Source organism: Methanolobus sp., from assembly GCF_016278385.1.
GTDB lineage: Archaea > Halobacteriota > Methanosarcinia > Methanosarcinales > Methanosarcinaceae > Methanolobus.
The window spans coordinates 1-26,640 of sequence record NZ_JADQBY010000002.1 but is presented as its reverse complement, the minus strand read 5'-3'; the positions used below and the strand labels follow the sequence as shown (position 1 = coordinate 26,640).

Genomic DNA, 26,640 nt, shown 5'->3' with positions numbered 1-26,640 from the left:
CAAAAATGATTGAAAATGTGTGGGATTTTAAGAAACGCTAAAACGTTTACATTTAAAAATCATACCAGTTTCAAAATTGAAATAAATCTCCTGATCCCAATGCCTTTCTGATCTTGTCTGCAAAGTCCTGTCATCAATAGCAAAATTCCATGTTTTACCAGATGATTCTTCAATCTCTTTTGGATTGTATATGCTTTTCTTCCTGAGCATGCTGAGAATTGTATGAAGTTCTTTATCAATATTGTGCAGTATGTTCTTAATGGGTGTGGATAAACTCCTATTATTAATATATTATTAGTACTGTATAAATATAATGACGGTCATATGTATAATACACTCGTAATACATAAAAACTATAAAGATGTACAGCCGAGGAGTATGTTATATTACATTAAGTGGTGATGGATTGGAATCTTCTCTCCTCATAACGAGGGAATCGGAATTATGCCGGGAATGCACCCGATTTAATAAGCATGTGGTCAATGCTAGCCCTAGTATTATTGCGGAAGAGGGACGTAAAGTCTTGGGGGTTGGATAAAATGGCTGAACGGAAGCAGCTGAAAAAAGCAGATTATACGAACTCCATTGGGATGCAGTTCATAAAGATCCCTGCCGGTGAGTTCATGATGGGTTCAAATGAGTATAATTCAGAAACATCTCCTGAGAAGGTGAAAAGATCTCAAATACCTTTTCATAAGGTGAAAATCTCAAAGCCATTATACTTTGGCAAGTATCTTGTAACCCAAAAAGAATGGATTGCTGTGATGGGCACCAATCCTTCACGTTTCAAGGATGACAAAAATCCTGTTGAATCTGTATCATGGAATGATGTGCAGAATTTTATCAGGAAACTGAATGCAATGGAGGGTACAGACAAGTATCGCCTACCATCTGAGGCCGAGTGGGAATATGCCTGCAGGGCGGGCACGACCGCGAACTATTCTTTCGGTGATGATTCATCTAAGCTGGGGGAATATGCCTGGTACAATGGGTATCAAACCTTTGAAGAGTCGAATGAGAACATCGATAAAATTTATGAAAAGGGCAGTACTCATCCGGTAGGTATGAAAAAACCAAATCCATGGGGACTTTATGATATGCATGGGAATGTATGGGAATGGCTACAGGACAATTGGCATGATACTTATGAGAATGCCCCGATAGATGGCAATGCCTGGGAAAAAGATACAGATTCGCAATCCGAAAACAAGGAGGAGTTTTCTTCCGAGCCTTCTGGTTCTGATGATAAGAAAGTTGATTATAGCTTATTCCGGGTAATTCGTGGTGGCGGCTGGGGCCGCTTCTCCAGTTGCTGTAAGTCGGCAAATCGCGGTCGCAGCAGTCCCGAATACTGCAGCGTGAGCATCGGTTTACGTCTTCTCATGGAAGTGTGATAACTCGCACTCCTCAACTTCCTATCTTTATTATATTCTTTTCTGCTAGAAAGACTTCGGCTCGGCCAGAGCAACGATGATGGCCGACGCATAATCCAGTATCGGTTTATGGGCAAAAAGCAGGAATTCACTGCTTTAAGCAGGGCAAATCTTCGAAAGCAACAGTGCAATTTGCTTTAAATTGATAGTACAAACTAATTAATCCCTTCATATTGTTCTATTTTTTGAAAATACAATCAAATCAACATTCATTGTCACACAGTAACACGATTCTGATTTTTCTTAGATATCTTTATCAATAATCATTAAGTATGACTTGGCAGGAGATTAACATGAGCACACGCGAGTACATGCTGGGTAACGTTGCAATTGCACGCGGTATCGTTGAAGGAGGCGGACAGGTAATATCCGGATATCCCGGAACACCTTCCTCTGAGATTATTGGTACACTGGCAGCAATGGTGGAAAGGGACTTTTACGTAGAGTGGTCGGTCAATGAGAAGGTTGCGCTTGAAGTGGCAGCTGGTGCTGCAATGACTGGTGTGCGTTCGGTAGTTACCATGAAACATGTCGGGCTTAACGTAGCAGCAGATCCGTTAATGACTCTCGCATACACAGGTATCAAAGGCAGCATGATAATCATCGTTGCAGACGATCCGTCATGCCACTCGTCACAGAATGAACAGGACACTCGCCGATACTCACAATTCTCACTCATACCATGTCTTGATCCTTCCACACCACAGGAAGCCAAGGACATGATTTCTTACGCATTCGAATTCTCCAACAAGGTCCAGATGCCAGTTATTTTCAGACCCACAACGCGCATCTCTCATGGTAAATCTGATGTCGAGCTTGGGCCTGTAAATGAGTCAATACCTGCTGCAGAGTTCGTGAAAGAACTCGAACGATGGGTTATGGTCCCGAAGAATGCAAGGGTACAACATGTTCATCTCCTTGAAATCCAGAAGATCATTCAGGAAGAGCTTGAGAACTCACCCTGGAATTCACTTGAAACAAGTGATGGTGCAAAGGTTGGGGTCATAGCATCAGGTATTGCTTCTGTCTATGCAAAGGAAGCCATCATCAAGCAGGGAATTAACGTCTCATTCCTCAAGATTGGAACGTATCCTGTTCCGGAGAACAAAATTCGCACCCTCATGGCGAACACAGAGATGATAATAGTCTTTGAGGAAATGGAGCCTGTAGTTGAAGAGCAGGTGAGGGTCATAGCACAGGAAACCGGTTCAACGGTAGAGATAATCGGTAAGCTCCAGGGTTCTGTCCCAAGAGTCTACGAACTGAACACCGATATTTGTGCTGATATCCTTGCAGAAGTCCTTAAACTTGAAAGACAAGATGTCCCTGCAGAAGTCACAGAGGATTTCGATTACAATGCATGCAGAATCGACCTGCCAATGCGTCCCCCTGTCATGTGTCCGGGATGCTCCCACAGGGCAACATTCCATGTCATGAAAAAGGTCTACGGCAAGAATGCCATATTCCCAAGTGACATTGGCTGCTACACACTGGGGATACAGAGTGGTACAGTTGATACGACACTCTGCATGGGTGGAAGCATAACCGTAGCAAGTGGGATGTATCAGGCAGGAGAGAAAAAACCAATCTGCTGCTCAATAGGGGATTCAACTTTCTTCCACACCGGAATGAATGGTCTTCTTAATTCTATCTATAATAAAGCAAATATCACAGTAACTATAGTAGATAATCGTATCACTGCAATGACTGGTCACCAGCCGAATCCGGGGATGGGCAGAACTGCCATAGGCGAGGAGACTGTAGAGGTTTCCCTCGAAGCATTATGTCATGCACTTGGTGCAGAGTTCGTTGAAACCGTTGATCCTTATGACCTTAAGCAGACAGAAGAGGTCTTTAAAAGAGCAAAGGACTACAAAGGTACATCTGTTGTTATCACAAGACAGCTCTGTGTTATTGATGCAAAGCGTTCTGGTATTCGCAGGAAACCATTTAGCATCGATGCCGAGAAGTGTGTAGGGTGTAGGCTATGTGTAAATCTAGGCTGTCCTGCAATTGAGTTTGACACAACGACCAAAAAAGCATCTATCAATGCAATGTGCACCGGCTGTGGAGTATGTGCAGCCTTGTGTAAGTTCGATTCCATCACGGAGGTGAAGAAATGAGCGCTGAAGGAATATCAATTTTCGATCTTGTCATTGCCGGTGTGGGTGGACAGGGTACCATCCTTGCATCAGACATAATAGGTAAGGCGGCAGTTAAGGAAAATATGTTTGTGCGTGCAGCAGAGACACATGGAATGGCACAACGTGGCGGTTCTGTTGTTAATCACATAAGGCTTGGTTGTGAACTTGGTTCCATGATTCCAATGAAGGGTGCGGATGTATTGCTTTCCCTTGAACCAAGCGAGGCTCTCAGATATCTCGAATTTCTTTCCGATGATGGTACTATAATAGTAAACACCGATCCGATACTTCCGGTAACGGTGACATCCGGGCTTTGTACTTATCCTGATGTTGATGCTATTATTGCAAAACTGGAAGAGACCCACAAGGTAAAAGCCTTCAATGCAACTGAGCTTGCAAAAGAAGCAGGACATGTCCAGTCCATGAATGTTGTCATGGTAGGTGCAGTGTCAAACTACCTTCCTGTATCTGTTGATACTCTGGTTGAATGCGTCAGGGAACTTGTTCCTCCAAAGACAATTAATATCAATGTAAAAGCATTTGAGATGGGCAGGTATGTTACAAAGGGATGATTTTATCATCCTCTTTTTACCCATGATTTTTACCTAAATCTACTAAGTTGTAAAACGAAAAAAGAGTAAATATCACAGTTTTATGCCTGTGATGTGTTCTTTTATCTGGTCTTTCATTTCTTCATTGCACAGTGCAAAATCAATAATTGCTTTTACGTATTCTACTTTATCACCGGTGTCATATCTCTTGCCTGTGAATTTGTATGCATATACTTTTTGTTCCTCATTCAAAAGGCGAATACCGTCAGTAAGCTGAATTTCATTGCCAACACCTGCAGTAGTTTCCTTGATGCAGTCAAGTATTTCCGGTGTGAATACATATCTGCCGATGGCACCTATATTTGATGGGGCATCTTCCGGAGCAGGTTTCTCAACGATGTCTTCAAGTGCATACAGTGACTCATTGAGCAGTTGCCCTTTAATTATTCCGTAGCTTCCAGTCTTTTCAAGGGGTACCTCTTCTACTGCTATTGTAGAGCGACCATATTTCTGGAAGTTATCGATCAACTGTTTCGTACACGGTTTATCGTTTACGATGATGTCGTCACCGAGCAGGACTGCAAAAGGTTCTTCATTGATATGTTTTTTTGCAGTAAGGATTGCATCGCCAAGTCCTCTTGCTTCCTTTTGTCTAATGTAGTGGATGTCGACCATTGAGGAAATGTCCTGTACTATTTTCAGTAATTTCTCATTTCCTTTTTTCTTGAGATGGTTTTCCAGTTCAGGGGAGTCATCAAAATAGTCCTCAATGGATCGTTTACTTCTTCCGGTTATGAATATAATATCATCAATTCCTGAAGCTATGGCTTCTTCCACGACATAGTGTATTACTGGTTTGTCAATAATTGGTAGCATTTCCTTTGGCATGGATTTAGTTGCCGGTAAGAATCTGGTCCCCATTCCTGCAACAGGTATCACAGCTTTTTTAATTTCCATTTTTTTACCCCATTCTGCTATTCTGCGTAATTTCCAATGTGACTTGATGCCACATTTTCTAGAAGTACTTATCGTATAATATCTATATACAATATATATATTTGTACTTTCACTATGTATGCAAGTATGCGGGGATCTTCATTTGCATCGAAATTCTGCATATGGTGAAAATTGTATTTCTAATGTGTGCTCTATTTATAGTGCCAGTTCTATGTTACCTTCAATAGTGATGCCCTGTGTAAGGGCCGAATTACGATATTCGTTCTCTTTTTCATCGGTATGCTTGCAAAGGGTTTATATATAATATGTCCCTTTAATGGCGCAACGTTAGATTCCATCGATATATGGGAATCTGGACGTGCTAGAATGTATTAAGATTACAGTGCGAAAAAGTCGGATTTAACATGAAGTATAATTGGGCCTCTTCAAGAATGCCCGTTTACACAACAATGTGTTAAAATACTGGGATGTTTAAATCTTTTCGAGATGACCACTCAGTAATGCCTTAGGGCATACTAAGGTCCGTTGATGACTGGAGGGATGTACAGGTTTGGCGTTGAATGCGTACTATGAGAGTACGTGGAGTCCGCTCTATCATGTCTACTTCTTTTTCAATAGCGGTTCCTTCCTGACTTTCTCGCGTAAACTGGTCTATGCAAAATTGCATTGGCCTGCCAAGAAGAAATGTATAAATTAGGAGAATAATAATGGCAAAAGGACACAGACCAAAACGAGGATCACTCGCTTTCAGTCCACGCGTAAGAGCAAAAAGCCACATACCAAGGTTTAACTCATGGCCGCTGACTGCTGGAGAACCAAAGCTCCAGGACTTTGCAGGCTACAAGGTAGGTATGACTCATGTGGTAATGATTGATGACGTTAAGTACAGTCTCACAGAAGGTATGGAGGTATCAGTTCCTGTAACTGTTGTAGAAACTCCTGCTGTACGTGTTGCTGCAGTTCGTGCCTACGGTAGTTCTACAGATGGTGAGAAAACACTTTCTGAAGCATGGGCCGCTGATCTTGATGAAAGCCTTGGGAAGACAATTGCACTTCCAAAGGAATCAAACACTGAAGCAGCTCTTGCAAAGATTGAGGGTCTGGTAGATGAGGGTAAAGTCTCAGATATCAAGGTCATCACATACACTTTACCAAAAAAGCTTACAGGTGTTCCAAAGAAGAACGCTGATATCATGGAAACAGCAGTAAGTGGATCTGACGTAAAAGCAAAGCTCGAGTATGCAAAGTCCGTGCTCGGCTCAGAGATAAAGATTAGCGATGTTTTTGGCGAAGGCGCATTTGTTGACGTAGCAGCTATTACAACTGGCAAGGGTACTCAGGGTCCTGTTAAGAGATGGGGTATCAATTTGATGAAGAACAAGCACTCTCGTCAGGGAAGTCTCAGGCAGATCGGTACTCTTGGTCCATGGCATCCGGCAGTTGTCAGATGGACCGTACCACAGATGGGTCAGATGGGTTACCACCAGAGGACAGAATACAACAAGCGTATCCTTAAGGTAGGTACTGATGGAGCTGATGTAACTCCTGCAGGTGGTTTCCTTAACTACGGTGTTGTCCGTGGTGAATATATCCTCATTAAAGGAAGCATTCCGGGACCTTCAAAGAGACTTGTAAGACTCAGAGATCCAATGAGGTCAAAAGTACCTGCTGTTAGTGAACCACAGATCGTTCACATAAGTACACAGTCCAAGCAGGGGTGAACTGAATGGTTACAGCAAAAATTATAGATTTATCAGGAAATGCTAAAGGAGAGGTTGAACTTCCTGAAGTATTCAACGAGACATACAGACCTGACCTTATCAAAAGAGCAGTTCTTTCAGCTCAGTCTAACAGGTACCAGCCATATGGTCCAAGGATGTACTCCGGTATGGATACGTCTGCACGTTCATGGGGTTCAGGCAGAGGCGCTGCTCAGATCCCAAGGATTGCTAACGGAAGCCGTGCAGCAAGAGTTCCTCAGGCTGTAGGTGGTAGGAGAGCACATCCTCCAAAGCCTGAAGCAGACAGAACTGAAAAGGTTAACAAGAAAGAAAGACGTATGGCTATACGCTCTGCAATCGCTGCAACAATCGATGCAGAACTCGTAAAAGGCCGTGGACACAGGTTCGACGCACAGCTTCCTTTGGTCGCTGCAGATGAGCTTGAAGACGTCGTAAAGACAAAGGATGTTGTAAGCTTCCTGCAGAATGCAGGTGTTTATGATGACGTGCTCCGTGCAAAAGACGGAAGAAATATCCGTGCAGGAAAGGGTAAGATACGTGGCAGGAGATTCAAGAATAAGAAGAGTCTTCTTATTGTTGCAACATGCGACAGTCCACTGATGAGGTCCGCAAAGAACCTTTCCGGTGTGGATGTAGTATCCGTTGATTCACTTAACGCTGAGCTTCTTGCACCTGGAACACATGCAGGCAGATTGACTGTATGGACGGAATCTGCAATATCCTCACTTGGAGGAATGTTCGAATGAGCGTCATTAAATATCCATTTATTACTGAAAAGGCAATGATGCTGCTGGAAGACAATAAACTTCAGTTCATTGTTGATACTCGTGCAAACAAAAAGCAGATCATGACTGATGTGAAGCAGATGTATGGATTCCCTGTGGTATCCGTATGTACAATGAGCACGATGAAAGGCCTGAAGAAAGCAATCGTTACTTTTGAAGGTACGGACGCAGCTCATGAGATCGCGACCCGAATAGGTCTTATGTGAGGTGAATTTACATGACAAAGAGAATCATATCACAGAACAGAGGTCGTGGATCACCTACATACAGGGCTCCATCACACAAGTACAAAGCTGCACTTAAACACCCACGTGTCGATGAAGGTGGCACAGTTTATGGTACAGTTATTGAGATTACACACGATCCGGCTCGTTCAGCACCTATTGTTAAGGTTTCCTTTGACAATGGTGAGGAACGCCTGATCATTGCGCCCGAAGGTATATCAGTAGGCGAACAGATAGCATGCGGAATTTCAGCTGAGATTAAACCCGGTAACATCCTGCCTCTTGCAGAGATTCCGGAAGGTATTCCAGTCTGTAACATAGAGTCCAAGCCAAACGATGGCGGACAGTTCGCACGTGCATCCGGTGTCTATGGAACAGTTGTATCCCATGATCGTGGTAAGACAGTTGTTCAAATGCCATCAGGCGAGATGAAGTGGTTAAATCCTAAATGCCGCGCAACAATCGGTATCGTTGCAGGTGGCGGCAGGGTTGACAGGCCTTTCCTTAAGGCAGGTAAGAAGTACCACAAGATGAAGACAAGAGCTGCAAAGTATCCTCGTGTATCAGGTATTGCTATGAACGCCATTGACCACCCATTCGGTGGAGGTAATCGTAAGCATCCTGGTAAGCCAACAACAGTTGGAAGGAATGCGCCTCCTGGTCGTAAGGTAGGTCAGATAGCAGCACGCAGGACCGGAAAGCGTTAACCGGAGGTTATTACATGGCAAAGAAAACATCATCCAGATTACCAAAACGAAAAGGTGAATATACCTACCGTGGTAAAACGGTAGCAGAACTCCAGGCCATTGGCAATGATGGGTTTGTTGAGATGTTGCCTGCACGTGAACGCCGCACTCTTAAGAGGGGCTATACAGAAGGCAGGAAGAACGTTGTTCAACAGCTCAGAGATGGTAGGGACAATTTGAGGACCCACTACAGGGATATTATTATATTCCCTGAAATGGTCGGCAAAAATGTAGAAGTATATAACGGCAAGTCATTTGTGGCATTTGAGATTCAGCCTGAAATGATCGGACACAGGTTCGGAGAGTTCTCCCCAACCAGGCCAAAAGTTTCCCACGGAAGCGCTGGTGTAGGAGCAACCCGTTCAAGTAAGTTCGTGCCACTTAAGTAGGTGAGATTATGGCAAGAATTGGATATTCTATTGAAATGGACCCAAAAGCAAGTTCAAAAGCTATGGGTGCTGAACTTCATATCTCTCCGAAGAAGTCACGCGAACTTGGTAAAGCGATCAAAGGCATGCGTACCACTGTAGCACAGAAGTACCTTGAAGATGTCGTGATAATGAAACAGGCAGTACCTTTCAAGAGGCACAGTGATGGTTCAGGGCACAGAAAAGGTCCAATGGCAAACGGTAGATACCCTGTGAAGGTTGCTGAGGCTTTCCTCAAGATTCTTGAGAATGCCAGAAACAATGCTGAATACAAGGGACTCAACCCTGAGCACATGTTTATTGCACATGTTGCTTCAAAGCGCGGACGCGTGATTCATGGCATGAGGCCAAGAGCTCGTGGACGTGGAAGTCCCAAGAACACAGAAACTGTGAACATTGAGATTATTTTGAATGAGGTGCGCTAATGGCAATAGAGAAGAAATTCGTTCAGGAAGGCTACGTTAAAGCTTCAATGGACGAATATTTCGCAAAACAGCTCAGCAAAGCAGGCTATGGCGGAATGGAGATCAACCGTACTCCAATGGGTACTCAGATCACTGTATACGCTGAAAAGCCAGGAATGGTCATTGGTAAAGCTGGTAAGGTTATCCGCAAACTTACACGCGACATCGACAGGATGTACGATATCGATAACCCCCAGATAGATGCTCAGGAGGTCAGAAGACCAGAGCTTAATGCCCAGATGATGGCTAGTCGCCTTGCCTCTTCAATTGAACGAGGCTGGTATTTCAGGAAAGCCGGTCATAATACCCTTAGGGCTATTATGAACTCAGGCGCACTGGGCTGTGAGATAGTTATTTCAGGTAAATTGACAGGTGCAAGGTCAAGGGTTGAAAAACTTGTTGACGGATACATAAAGCACGCTGGAAAACCTGCTGATGATATGGTAGACGAGGGTTTTGCAACAGCTATAAAGAAGCTGGGAACTCTTGGCTGCAAAGTTAGAATCATTCCTCCTGGTGTAGCATTACCTGACGCCTTTGATATCAGAGAAGTCGTAGAGGCTGAAGTGGTTGAAGCTGTTGCACCGGAAGCTGCAAAAGCTGATATCGCAGAACTCGTAGACAAGAAATCAGAAGGCGAGGTTGCAGATGAGGAGGAAATAGTAGAAGTTACCGAAGAGGTTGCAGAAACAGGAGTCACTGAAGAAGCTTCAGCTGAGGAAGTTGAAGAAGAATCCTGTGCAGAAGAGGTATCAGCTACTGATGATTCAGTCCCTACAGAAGGACTCGGAGAAGAACGCAGGCTGGTTGACGATGTATGGCAGCATAAACATGACAGCTATGATTACTGGCATCCAGTCTCACGTGTTCATAAGGAGGAGAAATAAATGGCTATTCTTCGACTGAACGAGATAAGGGATATGTCCCCTGAAGAAAGGATGGACGAACTCGATAAAATGGGTGCTGAACTCATTCGCGAGCGTGCTCTTTCATCCGCGGGAGGAGCTCCTGACAATCCCGGTAGGATTGGCGAACTCAGGAGAACCATTGCCCGGATAAAGACCATCCAGAGGGAAATGAAGGAGATCTGATTTGGAGATCACTCCTTCTAAACTGGTATTCCATGAACTGATTGGATTAGGAGCAACTATTATAGGTGCTACGAATCCAACACTAAACGATATATGTGGCAAAGTGGTTGACGAGACAAAGAACATGATAATTGTTCAGACAAAGGACGGAACTGAAAAAAAGATTCCGAAAAAGGGTACATCCTTTGTGTTTCAGATACCGGCCCAATTATCCGGTAAGCATGCTGAGAGGTATGTTAAAGTGAATGGGAACCTTCTGCTCTCACAACCTGAGAACAGAACAAAGAATATAAGAAAAATACACATGAGGTAATAATCATGGTTAAAGATATTGGATTGGATGTCCCCGCTCCTGAAAAAGAGTGTGACGATGTCAATTGTCCCTTCCATGGAGAACTTCCTGTTCGTGGACAGGTCCTTGTAGGGACTGTTGTCAGCGACAAAATGGACAAGACAGTGGTCATCCAGCGTAGGCATGAGATGCTAATTAAGAAATATCAGAGATATGAAAAGAGGCAATCTAAGATTCACGCACACAATCCTCCCTGCATTGATGCAAAGGTAGGGGACGTTGTTACAGTGGCTGAATGCAGACCTCTTAGTAAGACTAAATCCTATGTAGTAGTGAAAGCGGAGGCGCAGGAATGAGGGGAATTAAATCCACAGTTCCACGTGCACTCAATGCTGGTGCTAAGATTGACTGCGTGGACAATACAGGTGCACGTGTAGTTGAAATTATTTCCGTAAAGGGCTACAGAGGCGTTAAGAACAGACATCCTAGAGCTGGTGTAGGTAATATGTGTGTGGTTTCCGTGAAGAAAGGAACTCCGGAAATGCGCAAGCAGATTCTTCTTGCAGTTATCGTACGCCAGAAACAGGAATTACGCCGTCCTGATGGTTTAAGGGTCTCCTTTGAAGATAACGCAGTTGTCATTGTTGACGCAGACGGTATCCCAAAAGGAACTGACATTAAAGGTCCGGTAGCCAGGGAAGCTGCAGAAAGGTTCCCAAAGATCGGCACAACTGCATCTACGGTAGTGTGAGGTGTGAAAATGGTATCAAATCAACCAAGAAAACAGAGAAAAGCAAGATATAATGCTCCTCTGCACATCAAACAGAAGTACATGGGTTGTCCCCTTTCGAAGGATCTTCGGGAGAAATACGGTTCCCGCAGTGCTAATGTAATTGTTGGTGACACCGTAAAAGTAATGCGTGGAGATCATGCAGGTACTTCCGGTATAGTGGAAGCAATTTCACTTAAGCACGGAACGATCGTTGTAGAAGGTGTAACCGTTTCTAAAGCAGACGGAACGGAAGTCGCAAGACCAGTCTACCCTTCAAATGTGATGATCATGACCCTGGAAATGAAGGACAAACGCAGAGAAAAAGTAATCAGTAACAGGTGATTTTGTGGGCAAACATCAGAAAAGAATATCTGTCCCTAACAGCTGGCAGGTATCAAAGAAATCCAACAAATGGGTCACAGCAACAAGACCGGGTCCACATAACAAGCAGCAGAGTATTCCTCTGGTTGTCCTTCTCAGGGATATGCTGGGTATCGTAGACACCCGTGCAGAAGCAAAACGCGTTCTTTCAGAAGGCAATGTACTTGTTGATGGAGTTATCAGAAAAGACCTCAGGTTCCCTGTAGGCCTTTTAGATGTAATAACAATCCCTCTTGAGAATGCAGCATACCGTATGTTGTTGGACCGTAAGGGAAGACTTGAAGTTCATAAGCTTGAAGACATAAATGCAAACAAACTTTGCAGGATCGATGGTAAGACAATCTTAAATGGCGGAGCAGTGCAGCTCAACCTTAATGATGGTACAAACCTCCTGGGTTCCAATGATTATAAGACTAAGGATTCACTCATCCTCTCACTGCCTGACAAGAATGTTGTTAAGCACATCAGGTATGAAGTTGGTAACCTTGCTATGATAGTTGGTGGAAGGCACACTGGCGAAATTGGGTCTATCAAAGAGATCAACACTGTCAGAAGTTCCAAGCACAACACAGTTTCAATTACCGGTGACTATGAGTTTGAAACCATCGAGGAGTTCGTTGTTGTCATAGGCAGGAAGGAACCTGAAATAAAACTAGGTGGTGAGGTAGTTGAGTAATCCAATGAGAACACCTGTTGTTGAAAAGGTGGTTGTTCACATGGGTGTCGGAGAAAGTGGTCAGCACCTTGTAGATGCTGAAAGCATTCTTAGCGAGATTACCGGACAGTCCGTTGTAAGGACTTATTCAAAGAGAACTCTCCCTGCATTTGGTATCAAGAAAAATGAACCAATTGGTTGCAAGGTCACACTCAGGTCTGACCGCGCAGAAGAGTTCCTTAGGACAACACTTGATATTGTAGAGAGCAAACTTAGATCATCCCAGTTCGATAAGTACGGGAATGTTGCCTTTGGTATTGAGGAACATACTGACTTCCCAGGTATGAAATATGATCCTAACATCGGTATCTTTGGTATGGATGTTAACGTTGTTGTCAACCGTCCAGGTTACAGGATCAACAAAAGAAGGATAGTCAAGAGAAAAATTCCTACATCTCATAAGATCACAAAAGAGGATACAATTGCTTTCTTCAAAGACACATACTCCGTGGAGGTATTATAAATGGTTCAAACCACTAAGAGCTTTGGAAGAGGGGCAAGTGAATGCAAGAGATGTGGCAGAAAGCAAGGCCTTGTAAGGAAATATGGTATTTACCTTTGCAGGCATTGTTTCCGTGAGGTTGCCCACGATATGGGATTTGAAAAGTATACGTGAGGTGAAAGAAATGGTATTATTAGATCCGCTTGCAGATGCTTTGTCTACTATAAAGAACGCAGAGGCAATTGGTAAAGATTCCTGTATCATTAAACCCGCATCAAAACTTATCGGCACTGTCCTGAAAGTAATGAAGGACCGTGGCTATGTCGGTGAATTTGAGTTCGTCGAAGATGGTAAGGCCGGGATTTATAAGGTAGAGCTTATTGGTAGAATCAACAAGTGTGGTGCTATCAAACCACGTTATTCAGTGGGTGCTGCAGACTTCGAAAGATGGGAAAAGCAGTTCCTTCCAGCAAAGAACTTCGGAACATTGATATTGACAACCTCATATGGTGTAGTATCACAGTATGAAGCTCGTGAGAATAACACTGGTGGACAGTTACTTGCATATGTGTACTGATGGATGTGATGTCGCATGGCAAAAGAAATAATGAAAATAATCCCAATCCCTGAAGGTGTGACGGTCACATTACAGGGCCAGCTCCTTACAGCATCAGGTCCAAAGGGCAAGAATGAAAGGAATTTCTGGTACCCTGGTATTAAGATCGAGATTGTAGGATCTGAGATCATTGTGGACTCGTCAGTCGTGAAAAAGACCCAGAAGGCAATGGTCGGAACCTTTGCATCACATGTTACTAACATGATAAAAGGTGTCGCCGAGGGATTCGAATATCGTATGAAGGTTGTTTATGCTCACTTTCCTATGCAACTGAAGGTTGACGGAAAGAAGTTAACGATCAGCAATTTCCTTGGAGAGAAAAAACCAAGGTCTGCCAATATTCTTGGTGAGTCCAAGGTAAAGGCCACAGCTGATGAGGTAATTGTTACCGGTATCAACAAGGAGGATGTCGGACAAACAGCAGCCAACATTGAGCAGGCGACCAGGATCAAGAGATTCGACCCGCGTGTATTCCAGGACGGAATATACATAGTGGAGAAGATAGTGTAGGTGATTTGAATGGATGACAAAATTAAACGCCTTTTTAAGGTAAGGAAAATCCAGAAGCACAAAAAACCTGATTTCAAGAGGACAGATAGTCACAAGTACAAGCGTCTGGATTCCAACTGGAGGCGTCCAAGAGGTCTTCAGGGTAAACAGCGCAAGCACATAAAAGCAAAAGGTGCTCTTGCTCAGGTGGGCTATGGAAGCCCTGCTGCTGTAAAAGGTTTACACCCATCTGGATATGCAGAAGTCTTTGTATGCACAGTTGGACAACTTGACGCTGTAAAAGCAACTGAAGAAGCTATCAGAATATCTGCAAAGGTTGGCGGAAGAAAGAAGGCAATCATTGAGGCAAAAGCTGCAGAGCTTTCAATAAAGGTCCTCAACCCGACAAGGGGTGAGTAAGATGACTGATCTGACTAACCAGAAAAGGATTGCTTCTGAAGTATTGGGCTGTGGCTTCCACAGGGTCTGGCTTGACCCTGAAGCAGCAGCTGACATTGCAGTGGCTATCACTAGAGCTGACATACGTGAGCTTGTAACAGCTGGCAGTATCAAAGCTATTCCGGTTAAAGGAGTAAGCCGTGGTCGTGCAAGAGAAAGAGATGCTAAGCGTAAGTATGGTCACCGTAAAGGACACGGTAAGAGGAAAGGTACAAAGGGCGCACGTAACCCTCGCAAAGAGCAATGGATGAAGAAAATCCGTGCTCTGAGGAAGGAACTTAAACAAATGCGTGAAGATGGCTCACTTGACAGATCCACTTACTGTAAAGTATACCGTAAGGCAAAGGGTGGAGAATACCGTAGTGTAGCTCACCTTAAGGCACATCTTGAGTCAGAGAAACTCATAAAGCACGAGGAATAATCATGGCAACAGGACCCAGATATAAAGTCGCATTCAGGCGACGAAGAGAAGGGCGTACTGATTACCACCAGAGATTGAGGTTACTTCTTTCAAAGGAAGACCGTGTGGTAGTACGCAAGAGCTCAAGGCACATGCAGGTCCAGCTTGTAGCTCCAAAACATGAAGGGGATGTGACCCTTTCAGCTGCAGTTTCAAAAGAACTTGCGAAGTACGGATACGATGCATCTACAGGAAACACAACAGCTGCCTACCTTACAGGACTGTTATTCGGTTACAGGGCACTGAGCAAAGGATATGATTACGGCGTTCTTGACATAGGGCTCCAGGCATCATCATCCGGATCACGTGTGTATGCAACCTTGAAAGGTATTGTAGATGCAGGATTCGAGATTCCTCATGACTCATCTGTTCTTCCTTCAGATGAGAGAGTAAGAGGAGAACACGTAGCAGGGTATATGGAAGGCTCAAATTTGCCTGAACTGTTTGATGCAGTTAAGGAAAAGATCTCTGCTGAGTTCAACTAGGTGATTACATGGCATATCAATATGAAGAAGAGTGGGTTCCACAGACAAGGCTTGGAAAACTAGTTCGGGAAGGGCAGATTACTTCCATGGACGAGGTTATCGAGTCAGGTCTTCCTATAAGGGAATCAAATATTATCGATATCCTGTTACCTGATCTTGAAGATGAGGTTCTCGATATCAACATGGTTCAGAGGATGACTGACTCTGGACGTCGTGTAAAGTTCAGAGCAACTGTTATTGTTGGTAATGGAAACGGTTTTGTCGGTCTTGGGCAGGCAAAGGACGTTCAGGTAGGACCGGCAATCAGGAAAGCTATCAGCAATGCTAAGATTAATATTATTAAGGTAAAGCGCGGATGCGGTTCATGGGAATGTGCATGCGGACTTGAGCACACAGTACCTTCAGAGGTACGTGGCAAGGCCGGCAGTGTCATTGTCGAACTGAAACCAGCACCTCGCGGACTTGGTCTTGCTGCAGGAGATACTGCAAGAAAAGTACTTGAGAAGGCAGGTATCAAGGATGTCTGGACAAGGACAGAAGGTACCACAAGGACAACCCTGAACTTCGCAAAGGCTACATTTAGTGCACTGGAAAATGCAGGTACTATAAGAATGCCAATGCATCTGGAGAACAAGGAGGCTTAAAATGTACGCTTTGGTCAGAGTACGTGGAGACGTAAATGTAAGGGGTACCATCAAGGATACCCTTAAAATGCTTCGTATGCACAAAGTGAACCACTGTGTTCTCCTTAATGACAATCCTCATAATGCAGGAATGATCCAGAAAGTAAAGGACTACGTGGCATACGGTATCATTGATGCTGACACACTTGCAGAAATGCTTACAAACCGTGGAAGACTTGAAGGCGATGTAAGGCTCACCGAGGAATATATAGCTGAGAACACAGACTATGATTCCATCAAGGTTCTTGCACAGGCTGTCTGTGAAGGTAACGCAACTCTGAAAGATGTTCCAAAACTCAAGCCGGTATTCAGGCTCCACCCACCAAGGAAAGGCCACTCCGGAATGAAGAGGACAGTTCAGCAGGGCGGTGTACTTGGTAACCATGGTGAAGACATCAACAAGTTGTTGAAGAAAATGAGGTAATCCCATGACATCTAAGAAAACCAACACAAAGAAGTTCAGAGGTTCACGCACATGTGGTGGCGGAACAACCAAGAACAGACGTGGTGCAGGTAACCGTGGTGGTAGGGGTAGATGTGGTGAAAATGCTCACCATGCAACCCGTGCTCTGTTACTTGGATACTTCCGTGGACATCAGAGAGGATTTACACGTCCATTGAAGGTCTTAAATGACACTTCCATTGTAAACGTCGGTGAACTTGATGAACTTGCAGATCAGCTTGTAGAAGACGGTTTCGCAGAACTTCAGGATGGCACATATGTCATCGACCTTTCTGTCCTTGATATCGATAAGGTACTTGGATCCGGTAAGGTGTCTAAGAAACTTTCAATATCAGCAGCTGAATTCTCTGCCAGTGCTAAGGAAAAGATCGAAGGTGCAGGTGGATCTTGCACTGAGATAAATGAGTAATGCCACTTGGCATTACCTATTTTATTTTATATTTGTGCAATTAAAGGGTGTATATTTATAAATGTTTAAACCCATTAAGGTTTACTTTACCTAATAATTGCATGGATTTTTCCATTCAAAGGGTGGAATTAATGAGTCTTAAGGATAGTTTGGAACCAATTTTCAATAAATTGCCGGCGGTTGCAAGTCCAGAGGGTCATGTTCATTTTAAAAATAAATTAATGTGGACATTTGGCATTCTCGTACTTTATTTTGCACTTGCAAATGTACCGTTGTTTGGATTGTCAGCGGATTCGATTGACCTTTTCGAGTCCTATAGAGCATTTTTTGCCGGAGCTTCAGGTTCTCTGATGCTTCTGGGTATCGGTCCTATTGTTACCGCGTCCATTGTTCTTCAACTATTGGTCGGTGCTGATGTTATCAAACTAGATATGTCAAATCCGTCAGATCAGGCATTCTTCCAGGGTGCACAGAAGTTTATGGTCTTTGTAATGATAATACTTGAGGCTCTGCCACAAATAGCCGGTGGTTATATACAGCCGGATGCAGTTCTTGCATCGACTTTAGGTGTCGGTCTAGGTGTAGTTACATTTATAATCTTTATACAGATATGTATAGGCGGCGTACTCGTACTCTTCATGGATGAGGTTGTCTCCAAATGGGGTATCGGTTCTGGTGTCGGTCTTTTTATTGTGGCCGGTGTTTCCCAGCAGATAGTTACAGGTCTGTTCAACTGGACAACAAATTCAGCTGGTCTACCAACCGGTTTCTTCCCTAAATGGATATACATCCTGCAGAATGTGGAAGCAGATTTCCTCTTCTCTGGCGATGGTATAATGTTTATGCTGATAAGCGGTGGAATTCTTGCACTGGTAAGTACAGTAGTAATTTTCTTGCTTGTCGTATATGTGGAAAGTACTCGTATTGAGATTCCTCTGGCACACAGTGCAGTAAGGGGTGCAAGGGGTAAGTTCCCTGTCAAACTTATATACGCTTCAGTCCTGCCAATGATTCTTGTAAGGGCATTGCAGGCTAATATCCAGATGATAGGTCTTTTGCTGAGTAGTAAGGGAATAACATTCCTTGGTGAGTTCAGTGGTTCATCCCCTATCAATGGTATTATGTATTATCTGGCTCCGATCCACAGTCCATATGACTGGATACCTTCCCTTGTAAGGGAATCATTCACTAGCTATGGTGCTCCCGTGCCTGCTCTCTGGCAGATCGGGCTGCATGTGCTGACTGATGCTCTATTCCTTATTGTTGGAGGTATTATCTTTGCTCTGTTCTGGATCGAGACAACAGGAATGGGTGCAAAACCAACAGCCCAAAAGATATTTAATTCCGGTATGCAGATACCGGGTTTCAGAAGGAATGTCGGAAGTATTGAAAAAGTAATGTTAAGGTACATCCCGAAAGTAACCGTTATTGGTGGTGCTTTCATAGGTTTCCTTACGCTTGTTGCAAGTCTGCTTGGTACCCTTGGAGGTGCAGGTGGTACTGGTCTTCTGCTTACGGTAAGTATTGTGTATCGTTTATATGAGGATATAGCATCTGAGCAGATGATGGAAATGCATCCGATGGTAAGGTCCTTCTTCGGACAAGAATAAGGTGTTGATTATGAATATTGTATTATTTGGTCCACCGGGTGCTGGCAAAGGCACCCAGGCAAAGGAATTATCAAAAAAATATGAGATCCCTCATATCTCTACGGGAGATATACTAAGAGCAAATGTCCGTGATGGGACTGAGCTTGGATTAAAGGCAAAGCAGTACATGGACAAAGGTGAACTTGTTCCTGATGAGGTTCTTATTGGACTTATCAGAAACAGGCTAACAGAGCCGGACTGTGAGAAAGGTTATCTTCTGGATGGCTATCCAAGAACCATTCCACAGGCTGACGCCCTTACTGGTATCCTTAAAGACATAAGCAAACCTCTTGATGCTGTAATAAATATCGAGGTAAGCGATGAAGCACTTGTAAAAAGGCTCAGTGGACGTCGCAGCTGTACCTGTGGTGAAAGTTATCATCTGATGTTCAACCCTCCTGTAAAGGAAGGGGTTTGTAATGCATGTGGTGCTGAACTCTACCAGAGGGATGACGACAAGGAAGAAGTCATACGACAGAGACTTGCTGTCTATAATGAGAAAACAAAACCATTGATCAATTATTATGACGATACAGGAATTCTCGTTAATATCGATGGTTCAGGTGCCGTGGGCGCTGTCCTTGCTGATGTCTGCAAGATAATGGATCAATACAAGTAAAACCATATAAAGAGGTTATTCCATGGTTACAGAACAATTCAAGAAAAAGCTGGATCAATTTTTACTGGCTTTCGGTATTTCTCTCATGATTGGTATCATGGTACTTGGGCAGGATTTCAGGGACTCACTTGGATCTGCTATGAGCGTTATCATGGATCCGGTAGTGACCATTCTGGGTGCAAGCAATTTCCATATTGTTCTGTTCATAATGGCATCCATTACTGCGCTTTACGCTTCACTTATCCAGAAATATACTATTGACTGGGATTTGATGCGTAACACACAGGAAAAGATGAAAGGATTCCAGAAAGAATTCAGGGAGGCCCAACTTTCCAATAATACCGCTCTAACGAAGAAAATGGAAGAAGAGCGCAAGGATATGATGCAAGATCAGATGGAGATGTCAAAGCAGCAGTTCAAGCCAATGGCATACATAAGTATAATCTCTCTGCCACTGTTCATGTGGGCGTATCATTACATAAGAGCTCATGAGGGTGCTTCACTTGTGTTCCCATTCTGGGGACAGCAAATATTGACTGATACTGTACTTGGTCCTTTCCAGCATTGGATCTTCTGGTATTTCATTTCTTCACTGGCTGTAAGTCAGTTGATCAGAAAGGCTCTGGATGTCGGTGGAGTATAAAGTGTTACTGACAATTAGCGGTCTCCCGGGAAGTGGTACTACCACTGTATCTCGGTTACTTTCTGAAAAATACGGTCTTGAGGTGGTTTCTGCCGGAGAGGTTTTTCGTTCTCTTGCAAAAGAGTATGGTATGACTCTAGCAGAGTTTGGTGAACTGGCTGAATCTGATGATAGTATTGATATCGAAATTGATGAGCGTCAGAAAGAGATATCCAATACTCGTGATAATATCATTCTTGAAGGCAGACTTGCAGGCCACATGGCTGAAAAGGCTTTTAAAGTGTGGATAAAGGCTTCAGTGGATGTCCGGGTGGAGCGAATTGTCAACAGGGAAAGTGGGTCTTTTGAGTATAAGCTCAGTGAAACAATTGAGCGGGAAGCCTCAGAAGCTATAAGGTACAAGACAATATATGGAATTGACATCAATGATCTTTCTGTTTACGATCTTGTGATCGATTCAGAAAAGTGGGATCAGTTCCAGATAACAAAAGTTATCTCCTGTGCGATTGATAATAATTCTTATTTCTGATCCAAGTGATTCTGGCGGTTTTTATGAACTATGGTATTTTACCTTCTGAATACAAACGTGAATTAGTACATAAGGCAGAGGCGAACACAAGTCCTTTTCATGGTTGTGCGCCTGATAAACGTCCAATTCGATTACATATAGAGATGGGTGTTGTCAACCTTGACAAACCTGCAGGTCCGACAAGTCATGAGGTTACTGCCTGGGTCAAAGATATACTTGAACTGAACAGGGCAGGACACTCCGGTTCACTGGATCCTGTGGTGACGGGGGTGCTTCCAATAATGCTGGGCAGAGCAACCAAGACAGTTGCAGCGCTTCGTTTGTCTGGTAAAGAGTATATATGCCTCATGAGTTTGCATGAGGCAGTTCCTGAAAGAAAGGTTCGTAAGGTCTGTAAGGAATTTGAGGGACCTATATTCCAGATGCCGCCCATAATTTCTGCAGTTAAACGCGCGGTGCGAGTAAGAACTATCTATTATATTGAAGTTCTTGATGTAAAGGACAAATCAGTTCTTATGCGAGTTGGTTGTCAGGCAGGTTCGTATATGCGCAAGTTATGCCATGATATTGGTGTTGCGCTTGGTTGTGGCGCGCACATGCAGGAGCTTCGCAGGACCAAAACCGGTCCTTTCAGGGAAGACACTCTTGTTACACTCCATGACCTGAAGGATGCCTATACCTTCTGGAAAGAAGATGGGGATGAATCATTCTTACGAGAGGTTGTCAGGCCTATGGAAGAAGGTCTTGCGCATCTTCCGAAAATCATCATTCGTGATAGCGCAGTGGATGCTGTATGTCGTGGTGCGGCAATTGCGGTACCTGGTATAGTAAGTCTTGACAGCAATATCGAGAAAGATGATGAAATTTGCCTTTTTAGTTTAAAAGGGGAGGGTGTGGCGCTTTGCAAAGCTGTCATGAGCACAGAAGAAATGCTCCTGAATAGTAATGGAATTGCTGCAACGACCGAAAGAGTAATAATGGATGCTGGCACTTATCCGCAAGGCTGGCACAGCAAGCCAGAAAAAACACAATGAAATACGTGTGCCGAGATAGTCTAGCGGTAGGGCGCAAGCCTGGAAAGCTTGTGGGGCATCCGCCCCTCGGGAGTTCGAATCCCCCTCTCGGCGCCACAATTTTCTAATTTTGCGTTATTCTGTTGCCAGATTTATATTTCAAATCTAAATTAGAATAAGTGTGATTATCTCTGTTGTTGTTGCGCCAGTTGATGCAAGTAAAGCATGGGGCATTTTGTATAAAATGTGCAGGTTGATTTCAGGTATTCAAACATTGCTATAAAATCAACATCATTTCAAGAAAATTCAAACCATAGGCTGGTTAGATCTGTTTAGTTTGTTCTGGTTTATGCGTTCTGGTTCATGGTGAACTAATAAACAAGGGCGCCAGATGCCACAACAGGCGCCCAGGACTGCAAACCAATACGTTTTTTAAAAGCGATTTTTTGGGGTTACTTATGGGGTAATGTGTTACCCGGTACATACTGACATCATATCTTATTTAGCTATGAGCTATGGAATCTATATAGACTTTCGAATCTGCATCTGCCTAGGATATTTAATCAATTCCTGCACAATTTCTATCATGTGTATTGATGCACGTTTGATAGTTGAAAGTATATATCATTGAATTGTATTTACTTCCGGAACTAAAAGAACAAGGTGATGTAATCATGTCTGATGTAAACATATTCCTCATAAAACAAAACATGGATGTCAATGATGATGGTAGCACGGTTGTAACATGTCCTGAGTGCGATAACGAAATAACCGTGGCATTCTCAAATGTGGCAGATGACAGCATGGCTCTTGTCGAGTACATAGAATGTCCTCTCTGTAACAGACATCTTGATCAGGTGCATCCTTCCCAGGCATTGAACACGAAAATAGCTGATTATGTTGCAAAAGAATTGTTAAAGGGTCTTAAACTGGATTTGAACAAAGGATTGTCTAAAAATTGATGATATGATGGTGAATGAGAAAATATCCGATTAATCCGGTCTTAGGAGATTAATGCTTGACAGTTTGTGTGATTAGTTGCCAGTGGAGAATGTAATTCTGTATTCAGTTCCTGGAAAAGATGGTTTTTAAAGTATGCGGCTTTAAGAAAATGCGTACTGCAATAAGAAAATTGAATCCCCTCATGTCTGATTCTGAAAGTGGTTATCAATTGCGATGATAACAATGATCTTTTTGTTACCGCCCTATAGCACTATTATTTTTCTGTAGTGATACATTCAACAGCTTAAAATACCTGAAATGGTCTTTGCACATTGCACTATAATGAAAGTAAATACGATTCAGTTTCTGGCAAATGCCTCTCATATGATGTCCAACGTTTTTATTCCTATATTTGCCAGGTCGTTGGGTGCTTCATTCTTCGAAGTAGGTCTCATTGCTGCCTTTTTCAGTTTTGCCACTTTCGTTTCGTCCTTTATTTTCGGAAAAGCTGCCGATATAAATCGTCTCCGTCCAATTGTTCTTGTTGGTCTGCTGACATCAGCACTTGCTTTTTTCCTCCAGATCTTTGCAAGTGATACTCTTACGCTTGCTGCTGCCCGGGCACTTGTTGGCTTTTGTATGGGTACCTATCCGGCAGCACTTACGGTATATGTTTATTATCAGAAGGAAAGTATCGGCAAGTTCAGCTCATTCGGCTCACTTGGATGGATGGCCGGTTTTCTGGTTGCAGGGTTTGTGGGTGAGATCAAGTATCTCTTTATCCTCTCTTCCCTGTTTTATTTTATTTCATTCCTGGCAGCATTGAGGCTAAAAGATATTGAAAAGCCTTCTTTGAAAGTAAGTTATTTTTCACTTGAAACATTCAGGAAGAACATTGCAACCTACCTGTCGGTTTTTATCAGGCATTCGGGTGCAGCTGCTGTATGGGCGATATTACCTCTGTATCTCGCGTTTCTGGGAGCATCAAGTATGTGGATAGGACTTATCTATGCTATTAATCCATTTCTGCAGTTTCTTATTATGCGAAGATTGGACAGGTTCAGGAACGAATGGCTCATAAAATGGGGTTTTATCATGTCAGGGGTGGCTTTCTTCGGATATTTCATATCGCCTAATTATGTTTTTATAATTCCGGGTATGGTATTTGTCGCTTTTGGCTGGTCATTCCTGTTTGTTGGTGCCAGCCAGTTGCTCATGGAGCGTAGTGCTGAAAAGGCAACAGCTGCAGGTATTCTTAATTCTGTAATAGCTGCAAGCAATATAGTTGGTGCTATTCTGGGTGGTTTAATGCTCCAGTTTTATGGTTACAGAGAAACAATGGTATTTGCTGTAATTTGTTCTATTGCCGGAGTTATTATATTCAAAATACTTGACAGGCCATCTTTACATCTTGCTGTATGAGCTTCATGATTATTGTTTTTCCTGTGCTAGTCAGAAAAGAATTTGTTTCACTCACAGGAAAGTATTTAAGTAATTAACCTATAGAGAATGCTCACTTGTATCACTATTCTCTGTTGCGTGAGTAACGCTAAATAAGAACAATAGTATAATACAGGCGAATTATTCTATCAATCTTTAGAATTGCCTGCTCCACTAACAGTGGGGTGTGTCGAGACTTATGTTTCGAGGCTACAGGACACTTGATGTCCCTAAGGAGGAAAAATAATGGCAGACAAAGAAATAAGACACTTAGTCCGTATCATGAATACTGACCTTCAGGGTAGTCAGCCCGTAATGTATGCGCTGACAGGTATTCGCGGTATAGGGCTTAGAACATCACGAATTATCATTGAAAGTGCGGGTGTTGACCCGAAAGAAACAATCGGTTACCTTTCCGATGAGGATGTTGCAAAGGTCGATGTAGCTATTGCTGATTTCGAACAAAACATCCCAACCTGGATGCTTAACAGATGTGCAGATCCTATCTCTGGTGAAAACAAACACCACCTTGGACAGGACATAATAATGACTCTCAGGGAAGACCTGAACAACCTTAAGAAGGTCAGGGCATACCGTGGTCTTAGACACGAAAGAGGTCTTAAGGTCAGAGGCCAGAGAACAAAGTCCACAGGAAGACGTGGCTCAACCATTGGCGTAAGCAAGAAAAAGTAATAAGGTGATTTTATGGGATTCCCAGGTAAAAAAAGAAAGAGTTACGATACTCCAAAGCATCCTTGGCAGGCAGCCAGGATGGCCAGTGAAGTAGAGCTCCTTAAAAAGTACGGTCTTCGTAATAAGAAGGAACTTTGGAAGGCAGTTAGTGTCCTTAGAAGATACAGGGCCGACGCTCGTAGGATTCTTGCAGAATCAGCAGAAACTGAGCTTTCAGGTCACCTCAAGACTGAATCAACCCAGATCCTTGAAAGACTTAGAAGATTTTCAATCCTTTCATCTGATGCAAATATTGATGATATTCTTGCACTGCAGGCTGAAGTAATTCTGGAGCGCAGGTTGCAGACTCAGGTATACAGGCTTGGTCTTGCAAGGACTCCAAAGCAGTCAAGACAGTTTATTACACATGGCCACATTGCAATCAATGGGCAGAAAGTGACAATTCCTAGTGTACTTGTCTCAAAGGAAGATGAGATGAATATCGACTACTACGGAAATTCACCACTTACAGGTGAATCACACCCAGAAAGGCCAGCACAGATTGCTTCAGCAGTTGCAGGAAAGGGGGAGTAAGTTATGGCAACAAGTGGAATATGGGCTGTAGCACACATAAAGTGCTCATTCAATAACACTATCATTACTGTAACTGACATCACCGGTGCTGAAACCATTGCCAAATCATCTGGTGGAATGGTTGTAAAGGCAGCACGTGATGAAAGTTCACCATACACTGCTATGCAGATGGCATCCCAGCTTGCTGATATTCTCAGAGACAAGGGTATCGAAGGCGTTCACATCAAGGTGCGTGCACCTGGTGGTAACAAGCAGAGAAGCCCAGGTCCTGGAGCCCAGGCTGCTATCAGGTCATTTGCCAGAGCAGGTATCAAAATTGGAAGAATACAGGACGTAACTCCTGTTCCACACGATGGTACCCGTCCAAAGGGCGGTAGAAGAACATAATATGAAATGGATATGAACTCATGACAATGGAAGTAGACATACTTGAGCTGTCAGAGAGGTCTGCAAAGTTTATATTATCTAATGCAAGTGCAGCTTTAGCTAACGGTATAAGGAGGGCAGCGCTCTCTGACGTACCAACTCTTGCTATAGATGATGTAAATATTTACAACAATACTTCAGTTCTCTTTGACGAACAGTTAGCTTTAAGGCTTGGCCTTATTCCTTTGACAACAGACATTGGGGAGTTCGTACCTGTTGAAGAGTGCACCTGCGGTTCAGAATGCCCTGCATGCAAGGTATCTCTGACTCTCAGTGCTGAGGGTCCAAGAATGGTATACTCAGGTGATTTTGTGTCATCTGATGAAAAAGTACAACCAGCTGACCAAAATATTCCTATCATCGATCTGAAGGAAGGCCAGAAAGTAGTGCTTGAGGCTATTGCTCATATGGGCTATGGTCACGATCATGCTAAATGGCAGGCAGGTGTGGCATGTGGCTACAAGAATATGCCGGTTGTCAAATTCGAAAACTGTGATCAGTGTGGCGCATGTGTGAAAGAATGTCCTAAAGATATAATTCACCTTGGTCCAAACGGTGCAGAAATATCCGGTGATGATATTCTTGACTGCATACTGTGCAAACTCTGTTCAACGGTCTGTGAGATTGATGCTATTACTGTGTCTGAAGATGAAAATTCTTTTATTTTCACAATGGAATCCGATGGTTCTTACACAGTTCAACAGTTAATTATAAATGCAGGAACAACTATTAAGGAGAAAGCCAGCCAGTTGGGCCAAATTTTAGAGTCCCTCTGATGTGGTTTAGGAGATTTTCCTCTCCTTCAATTTATAGGAAATCCATCTTGATGCGGGGGTTGCCCAGCCAGGCCAAAGGCGCTAGGTTGAGGGCCTAGTCTCGTAG

39 protein-coding genes and 1 tRNA gene are annotated in these 26,640 nt (G+C 43.4%); 38 read left to right on the top strand and 2 right to left on the bottom strand.

The annotated features are described in order from the left end of the window. Positions 1-27: 27 nt before the first annotated feature. A complete protein-coding gene (locus tag QZZ23_RS00530) occupies positions 28-210 on the bottom strand; it encodes a hypothetical protein (RefSeq protein WP_292466244.1) in 183 nt (60 codons plus the stop codon). A gap of 329 nt (positions 211-539) precedes the next feature. On the opposite strand from QZZ23_RS00530, the gene QZZ23_RS00525 reads away from it, so the two are divergent. The 3 genes from QZZ23_RS00525 (at position 540) to QZZ23_RS00515 (ending at position 4,149) form a co-directional block, all read left to right on the top strand. Continuing rightward, positions 540-1,394, top strand: coding sequence for a formylglycine-generating enzyme family protein (locus QZZ23_RS00525; protein WP_292466243.1), 855 nt, complete (start codon positions 540-542; stop codon positions 1,392-1,394). A gap of 332 nt (positions 1,395-1,726) precedes the next feature. Beyond that, positions 1,727-3,556 carry an indolepyruvate ferredoxin oxidoreductase subunit alpha gene (gene iorA / locus QZZ23_RS00520; protein WP_292466242.1) on the top strand — a complete coding sequence of 610 codons (1,830 nt, stop codon included), beginning with the start codon at positions 1,727-1,729 and terminating at the stop codon, positions 3,554-3,556. Continuing rightward, positions 3,553-4,149: an indolepyruvate oxidoreductase subunit beta gene (locus QZZ23_RS00515; RefSeq protein WP_292466241.1), complete on the top strand. Its 597-nt coding sequence runs from the start codon at positions 3,553-3,555 to the stop codon at positions 4,147-4,149. Before iorA ends, QZZ23_RS00515 begins: the two co-directional genes overlap by 4 nt. Before the next feature lie 72 nt (positions 4,150-4,221). Here QZZ23_RS00515 and galU read toward each other — a convergent pair whose 3' ends face one another. After that, positions 4,222-5,085 carry a UTP--glucose-1-phosphate uridylyltransferase GalU gene (gene galU, locus QZZ23_RS00510; protein WP_292466240.1) on the bottom strand — a complete coding sequence of 288 codons (864 nt, stop codon included), beginning with the start codon at positions 5,083-5,085 and terminating at the stop codon, positions 4,222-4,224. A gap of 707 nt (positions 5,086-5,792) precedes the next feature. On the opposite strand from galU, the gene rpl3p reads away from it, so the two are divergent. The 35 genes from rpl3p (at position 5,793) to QZZ23_RS00335 (ending at position 26,534) form a co-directional block, all read left to right on the top strand. Then, the gene (gene rpl3p, locus QZZ23_RS00505; RefSeq protein ID WP_292466239.1) at positions 5,793-6,806 is read left to right on the top strand and encodes a 50S ribosomal protein L3; all 1,014 of its coding nucleotides are present in this window, start codon (positions 5,793-5,795) and stop codon (positions 6,804-6,806) included. A 5-nt stretch (positions 6,807-6,811) separates the two neighbouring features. Next, a complete protein-coding gene (gene rpl4p, locus QZZ23_RS00500; RefSeq protein ID WP_292466238.1) occupies positions 6,812-7,573 on the top strand; it encodes a 50S ribosomal protein L4 in 762 nt (253 codons plus the stop codon). Then, positions 7,570-7,818, top strand: a complete 249-nt coding sequence (locus QZZ23_RS00495) for a 50S ribosomal protein L23 (protein ID WP_292466237.1) — start codon at positions 7,570-7,572, stop codon at positions 7,816-7,818. The genes rpl4p and QZZ23_RS00495 overlap by 4 nt, the downstream gene beginning before the upstream one ends. Positions 7,819-7,829: 11 nt before the next feature. After that, on the top strand, positions 7,830-8,543 hold the full coding sequence (locus tag QZZ23_RS00490; RefSeq protein WP_292466236.1) for a 50S ribosomal protein L2: 714 nt from the start codon (positions 7,830-7,832) through the stop codon (positions 8,541-8,543). Between the two features lie 14 nt (positions 8,544-8,557). Continuing rightward, positions 8,558-8,971 carry a 30S ribosomal protein S19 gene (locus tag QZZ23_RS00485; protein ID WP_292466235.1) on the top strand — a complete coding sequence of 138 codons (414 nt, stop codon included), beginning with the start codon at positions 8,558-8,560 and terminating at the stop codon, positions 8,969-8,971. 8 nt (positions 8,972-8,979) lie between these two features. Beyond that, a complete protein-coding gene (locus QZZ23_RS00480) occupies positions 8,980-9,435 on the top strand; it encodes a 50S ribosomal protein L22 (protein ID WP_292466234.1) in 456 nt (151 codons plus the stop codon). Continuing rightward, entirely contained in the window at positions 9,435-10,361 is a 927-nt protein-coding gene (locus QZZ23_RS00475) for a 30S ribosomal protein S3 (protein ID WP_292466233.1), read from the top strand. Before QZZ23_RS00480 ends, QZZ23_RS00475 begins: the two co-directional genes overlap by 1 nt. Next, positions 10,362-10,565: a 50S ribosomal protein L29 gene (gene rpmC, locus QZZ23_RS00470; protein WP_292466232.1), complete on the top strand. Its 204-nt coding sequence runs from the start codon at positions 10,362-10,364 to the stop codon at positions 10,563-10,565. Between the two features lies 1 nt (position 10,566). After that, the gene (rnp1, locus tag QZZ23_RS00465) at positions 10,567-10,878 is read left to right on the top strand and encodes a ribonuclease P protein component 1 (RefSeq protein WP_292466231.1); all 312 of its coding nucleotides are present in this window, start codon (positions 10,567-10,569) and stop codon (positions 10,876-10,878) included. A 5-nt stretch (positions 10,879-10,883) separates the two neighbouring features. After that, positions 10,884-11,213: a 30S ribosomal protein S17 gene (locus QZZ23_RS00460; protein WP_292466230.1), complete on the top strand. Its 330-nt coding sequence runs from the start codon at positions 10,884-10,886 to the stop codon at positions 11,211-11,213. Continuing rightward, positions 11,210-11,608, top strand: a complete 399-nt coding sequence (locus tag QZZ23_RS00455) for a 50S ribosomal protein L14 (RefSeq protein WP_292466229.1) — start codon at positions 11,210-11,212, stop codon at positions 11,606-11,608. The genes QZZ23_RS00460 and QZZ23_RS00455 overlap by 4 nt, the downstream gene beginning before the upstream one ends. A 9-nt stretch (positions 11,609-11,617) precedes the next feature. Then, positions 11,618-11,971 (top strand): 50S ribosomal protein L24, encoded by a 354-nt coding sequence (rplX, locus tag QZZ23_RS00450; protein WP_292466228.1) that lies wholly within the window; start codon positions 11,618-11,620, stop codon positions 11,969-11,971. Positions 11,972-11,975: 4 nt separating this feature from the next. Continuing rightward, a complete protein-coding gene (locus tag QZZ23_RS00445; RefSeq protein WP_292466227.1) occupies positions 11,976-12,686 on the top strand; it encodes a 30S ribosomal protein S4e in 711 nt (236 codons plus the stop codon). 4 nt (positions 12,687-12,690) lie between these two features. Further along, a complete protein-coding gene (locus tag QZZ23_RS00440; RefSeq protein ID WP_292466420.1) occupies positions 12,691-13,188 on the top strand; it encodes a 50S ribosomal protein L5 in 498 nt (165 codons plus the stop codon). Continuing rightward, positions 13,189-13,341: a 30S ribosomal protein S14 gene (locus QZZ23_RS00435; RefSeq protein ID WP_091709280.1), complete on the top strand. Its 153-nt coding sequence runs from the start codon at positions 13,189-13,191 to the stop codon at positions 13,339-13,341. It begins immediately after the preceding gene. A gap of 10 nt (positions 13,342-13,351) precedes the next feature. Then, a complete protein-coding gene (locus QZZ23_RS00430; RefSeq protein WP_292466226.1) occupies positions 13,352-13,744 on the top strand; it encodes a 30S ribosomal protein S8 in 393 nt (130 codons plus the stop codon). A 15-nt stretch (positions 13,745-13,759) separates the two neighbouring features. Continuing rightward, positions 13,760-14,293, top strand: a complete 534-nt coding sequence (gene rpl6p / locus QZZ23_RS00425; protein ID WP_292466225.1) for a 50S ribosomal protein L6 — start codon at positions 13,760-13,762, stop codon at positions 14,291-14,293. 9 nt (positions 14,294-14,302) lie between these two features. Further along, the gene (locus QZZ23_RS00420) at positions 14,303-14,692 is read left to right on the top strand and encodes a 50S ribosomal protein L32e (protein WP_292466224.1); all 390 of its coding nucleotides are present in this window, start codon (positions 14,303-14,305) and stop codon (positions 14,690-14,692) included. 1 nt (position 14,693) lies between these two features. Further along, the gene (locus QZZ23_RS00415) at positions 14,694-15,152 is read left to right on the top strand and encodes a 50S ribosomal protein L19e (RefSeq protein ID WP_292466223.1); all 459 of its coding nucleotides are present in this window, start codon (positions 14,694-14,696) and stop codon (positions 15,150-15,152) included. 2 nt (positions 15,153-15,154) lie between these two features. Beyond that, entirely contained in the window at positions 15,155-15,676 is a 522-nt protein-coding gene (locus tag QZZ23_RS00410) for a 50S ribosomal protein L18 (protein WP_292466222.1), read from the top strand. A gap of 8 nt (positions 15,677-15,684) precedes the next feature. Beyond that, complete coding sequence (locus QZZ23_RS00405) at positions 15,685-16,320, top strand: 30S ribosomal protein S5 (RefSeq protein ID WP_292466221.1); 636 nt, start codon at positions 15,685-15,687, stop codon at positions 16,318-16,320. Between the two features lies 1 nt (position 16,321). Continuing rightward, positions 16,322-16,783 carry a 50S ribosomal protein L30 gene (locus QZZ23_RS00400; protein WP_292466220.1) on the top strand — a complete coding sequence of 154 codons (462 nt, stop codon included), beginning with the start codon at positions 16,322-16,324 and terminating at the stop codon, positions 16,781-16,783. A gap of 4 nt (positions 16,784-16,787) precedes the next feature. Beyond that, positions 16,788-17,231 (top strand): uL15m family ribosomal protein, encoded by a 444-nt coding sequence (locus QZZ23_RS00395; RefSeq protein WP_292466219.1) that lies wholly within the window; start codon positions 16,788-16,790, stop codon positions 17,229-17,231. Between the two features lie 131 nt (positions 17,232-17,362). Next, positions 17,363-18,841, top strand: a complete 1,479-nt coding sequence (gene secY / locus QZZ23_RS00390; RefSeq protein WP_292466218.1) for a preprotein translocase subunit SecY — start codon at positions 17,363-17,365, stop codon at positions 18,839-18,841. 10 nt (positions 18,842-18,851) lie between these two features. Next, the gene (locus tag QZZ23_RS00385; protein ID WP_292466217.1) at positions 18,852-19,499 is read left to right on the top strand and encodes an adenylate kinase; all 648 of its coding nucleotides are present in this window, start codon (positions 18,852-18,854) and stop codon (positions 19,497-19,499) included. A 22-nt stretch (positions 19,500-19,521) separates the two neighbouring features. Beyond that, positions 19,522-20,142 carry a DUF106 domain-containing protein gene (locus QZZ23_RS00380; protein ID WP_292466216.1) on the top strand — a complete coding sequence of 207 codons (621 nt, stop codon included), beginning with the start codon at positions 19,522-19,524 and terminating at the stop codon, positions 20,140-20,142. A gap of 1 nt (position 20,143) precedes the next feature. Next, entirely contained in the window at positions 20,144-20,671 is a 528-nt protein-coding gene (cmk, locus tag QZZ23_RS00375; RefSeq protein ID WP_292466215.1) for a (d)CMP kinase, read from the top strand. 23 nt (positions 20,672-20,694) lie between these two features. Next, the gene (locus QZZ23_RS00370; protein ID WP_292466214.1) at positions 20,695-21,705 is read left to right on the top strand and encodes an RNA-guided pseudouridylation complex pseudouridine synthase subunit Cbf5; all 1,011 of its coding nucleotides are present in this window, start codon (positions 20,695-20,697) and stop codon (positions 21,703-21,705) included. 9 nt (positions 21,706-21,714) lie between these two features. Beyond that, a tRNA-Ser gene (locus tag QZZ23_RS00365) sits at positions 21,715-21,801 on the top strand. A 557-nt stretch (positions 21,802-22,358) separates the two neighbouring features. Beyond that, positions 22,359-22,646, top strand: a complete 288-nt coding sequence (locus QZZ23_RS00360) for a hypothetical protein (RefSeq protein ID WP_292466213.1) — start codon at positions 22,359-22,361, stop codon at positions 22,644-22,646. Between the two features lie 322 nt (positions 22,647-22,968). Next, positions 22,969-24,048 carry an MFS transporter gene (locus tag QZZ23_RS00355; RefSeq protein ID WP_292466212.1) on the top strand — a complete coding sequence of 360 codons (1,080 nt, stop codon included), beginning with the start codon at positions 22,969-22,971 and terminating at the stop codon, positions 24,046-24,048. Between the two features lie 264 nt (positions 24,049-24,312). Next, entirely contained in the window at positions 24,313-24,759 is a 447-nt protein-coding gene (locus QZZ23_RS00350) for a 30S ribosomal protein S13 (protein WP_292466211.1), read from the top strand. A 12-nt stretch (positions 24,760-24,771) separates the two neighbouring features. Beyond that, entirely contained in the window at positions 24,772-25,332 is a 561-nt protein-coding gene (locus QZZ23_RS00345; RefSeq protein WP_292466210.1) for a 30S ribosomal protein S4, read from the top strand. A 3-nt stretch (positions 25,333-25,335) separates the two neighbouring features. Beyond that, positions 25,336-25,719 (top strand): 30S ribosomal protein S11, encoded by a 384-nt coding sequence (locus QZZ23_RS00340; RefSeq protein WP_292466209.1) that lies wholly within the window; start codon positions 25,336-25,338, stop codon positions 25,717-25,719. Between the two features lie 20 nt (positions 25,720-25,739). After that, positions 25,740-26,534: a DNA-directed RNA polymerase subunit D gene (locus QZZ23_RS00335; RefSeq protein WP_292466208.1), complete on the top strand. Its 795-nt coding sequence runs from the start codon at positions 25,740-25,742 to the stop codon at positions 26,532-26,534. Positions 26,535-26,640 lie beyond the last annotated feature (106 nt).

Bases quoted from the DNA above. Each gene is read 5' to 3' on its own strand.
- QZZ23_RS00530 (WP_292466244.1), bottom strand. From the start codon at position 210: ATGCTCAGGAAGAAAAGCATATACAATCCAAAAGAGATTGAAGAATCA.
- QZZ23_RS00525 (WP_292466243.1), top strand. From the start codon at position 540: ATGGCTGAACGGAAGCAGCTGAAAAAAGCAGATTATACGAACTCCATT.
- iorA (WP_292466242.1), top strand. From the start codon at position 1,727: ATGAGCACACGCGAGTACATGCTGGGTAACGTTGCAATTGCACGCGGT.
- QZZ23_RS00515 (WP_292466241.1), top strand. From the start codon at position 3,553: ATGAGCGCTGAAGGAATATCAATTTTCGATCTTGTCATTGCCGGTGTG.
- galU (WP_292466240.1), bottom strand. From the start codon at position 5,085: ATGGAAATTAAAAAAGCTGTGATACCTGTTGCAGGAATGGGGACCAGA.
- rpl3p (WP_292466239.1), top strand. From the start codon at position 5,793: ATGGCAAAAGGACACAGACCAAAACGAGGATCACTCGCTTTCAGTCCA.
- rpl4p (WP_292466238.1), top strand. From the start codon at position 6,812: ATGGTTACAGCAAAAATTATAGATTTATCAGGAAATGCTAAAGGAGAG.
- QZZ23_RS00495 (WP_292466237.1), top strand. From the start codon at position 7,570: ATGAGCGTCATTAAATATCCATTTATTACTGAAAAGGCAATGATGCTG.
- QZZ23_RS00490 (WP_292466236.1), top strand. From the start codon at position 7,830: ATGACAAAGAGAATCATATCACAGAACAGAGGTCGTGGATCACCTACA.
- QZZ23_RS00485 (WP_292466235.1), top strand. From the start codon at position 8,558: ATGGCAAAGAAAACATCATCCAGATTACCAAAACGAAAAGGTGAATAT.
- QZZ23_RS00480 (WP_292466234.1), top strand. From the start codon at position 8,980: ATGGCAAGAATTGGATATTCTATTGAAATGGACCCAAAAGCAAGTTCA.
- QZZ23_RS00475 (WP_292466233.1), top strand. From the start codon at position 9,435: ATGGCAATAGAGAAGAAATTCGTTCAGGAAGGCTACGTTAAAGCTTCA.
- rpmC (WP_292466232.1), top strand. From the start codon at position 10,362: ATGGCTATTCTTCGACTGAACGAGATAAGGGATATGTCCCCTGAAGAA.
- QZZ23_RS00460 (WP_292466230.1), top strand. From the start codon at position 10,884: ATGGTTAAAGATATTGGATTGGATGTCCCCGCTCCTGAAAAAGAGTGT.
- QZZ23_RS00455 (WP_292466229.1), top strand. From the start codon at position 11,210: ATGAGGGGAATTAAATCCACAGTTCCACGTGCACTCAATGCTGGTGCT.
- rplX (WP_292466228.1), top strand. From the start codon at position 11,618: ATGGTATCAAATCAACCAAGAAAACAGAGAAAAGCAAGATATAATGCT.
- QZZ23_RS00440 (WP_292466420.1), top strand. From the start codon at position 12,691: ATGAGAACACCTGTTGTTGAAAAGGTGGTTGTTCACATGGGTGTCGGA.
- QZZ23_RS00435 (WP_091709280.1), top strand. From the start codon at position 13,189: ATGGTTCAAACCACTAAGAGCTTTGGAAGAGGGGCAAGTGAATGCAAG.
- QZZ23_RS00430 (WP_292466226.1), top strand. From the start codon at position 13,352: ATGGTATTATTAGATCCGCTTGCAGATGCTTTGTCTACTATAAAGAAC.
- rpl6p (WP_292466225.1), top strand. From the start codon at position 13,760: ATGGCAAAAGAAATAATGAAAATAATCCCAATCCCTGAAGGTGTGACG.
- QZZ23_RS00420 (WP_292466224.1), top strand. From the start codon at position 14,303: ATGGATGACAAAATTAAACGCCTTTTTAAGGTAAGGAAAATCCAGAAG.
- QZZ23_RS00415 (WP_292466223.1), top strand. From the start codon at position 14,694: ATGACTGATCTGACTAACCAGAAAAGGATTGCTTCTGAAGTATTGGGC.
- QZZ23_RS00410 (WP_292466222.1), top strand. From the start codon at position 15,155: ATGGCAACAGGACCCAGATATAAAGTCGCATTCAGGCGACGAAGAGAA.
- QZZ23_RS00405 (WP_292466221.1), top strand. From the start codon at position 15,685: ATGGCATATCAATATGAAGAAGAGTGGGTTCCACAGACAAGGCTTGGA.
- QZZ23_RS00400 (WP_292466220.1), top strand. From the start codon at position 16,322: ATGTACGCTTTGGTCAGAGTACGTGGAGACGTAAATGTAAGGGGTACC.
- QZZ23_RS00395 (WP_292466219.1), top strand. From the start codon at position 16,788: ATGACATCTAAGAAAACCAACACAAAGAAGTTCAGAGGTTCACGCACA.
- secY (WP_292466218.1), top strand. From the start codon at position 17,363: ATGAGTCTTAAGGATAGTTTGGAACCAATTTTCAATAAATTGCCGGCG.
- QZZ23_RS00385 (WP_292466217.1), top strand. From the start codon at position 18,852: ATGAATATTGTATTATTTGGTCCACCGGGTGCTGGCAAAGGCACCCAG.
- QZZ23_RS00380 (WP_292466216.1), top strand. From the start codon at position 19,522: ATGGTTACAGAACAATTCAAGAAAAAGCTGGATCAATTTTTACTGGCT.
- QZZ23_RS00370 (WP_292466214.1), top strand. From the start codon at position 20,695: ATGAACTATGGTATTTTACCTTCTGAATACAAACGTGAATTAGTACAT.
- QZZ23_RS00360 (WP_292466213.1), top strand. From the start codon at position 22,359: ATGTCTGATGTAAACATATTCCTCATAAAACAAAACATGGATGTCAAT.
- QZZ23_RS00355 (WP_292466212.1), top strand. From the start codon at position 22,969: ATGAAAGTAAATACGATTCAGTTTCTGGCAAATGCCTCTCATATGATG.
- QZZ23_RS00350 (WP_292466211.1), top strand. From the start codon at position 24,313: ATGGCAGACAAAGAAATAAGACACTTAGTCCGTATCATGAATACTGAC.
- QZZ23_RS00345 (WP_292466210.1), top strand. From the start codon at position 24,772: ATGGGATTCCCAGGTAAAAAAAGAAAGAGTTACGATACTCCAAAGCAT.
- QZZ23_RS00340 (WP_292466209.1), top strand. From the start codon at position 25,336: ATGGCAACAAGTGGAATATGGGCTGTAGCACACATAAAGTGCTCATTC.
- QZZ23_RS00335 (WP_292466208.1), top strand. From the start codon at position 25,740: ATGACAATGGAAGTAGACATACTTGAGCTGTCAGAGAGGTCTGCAAAG.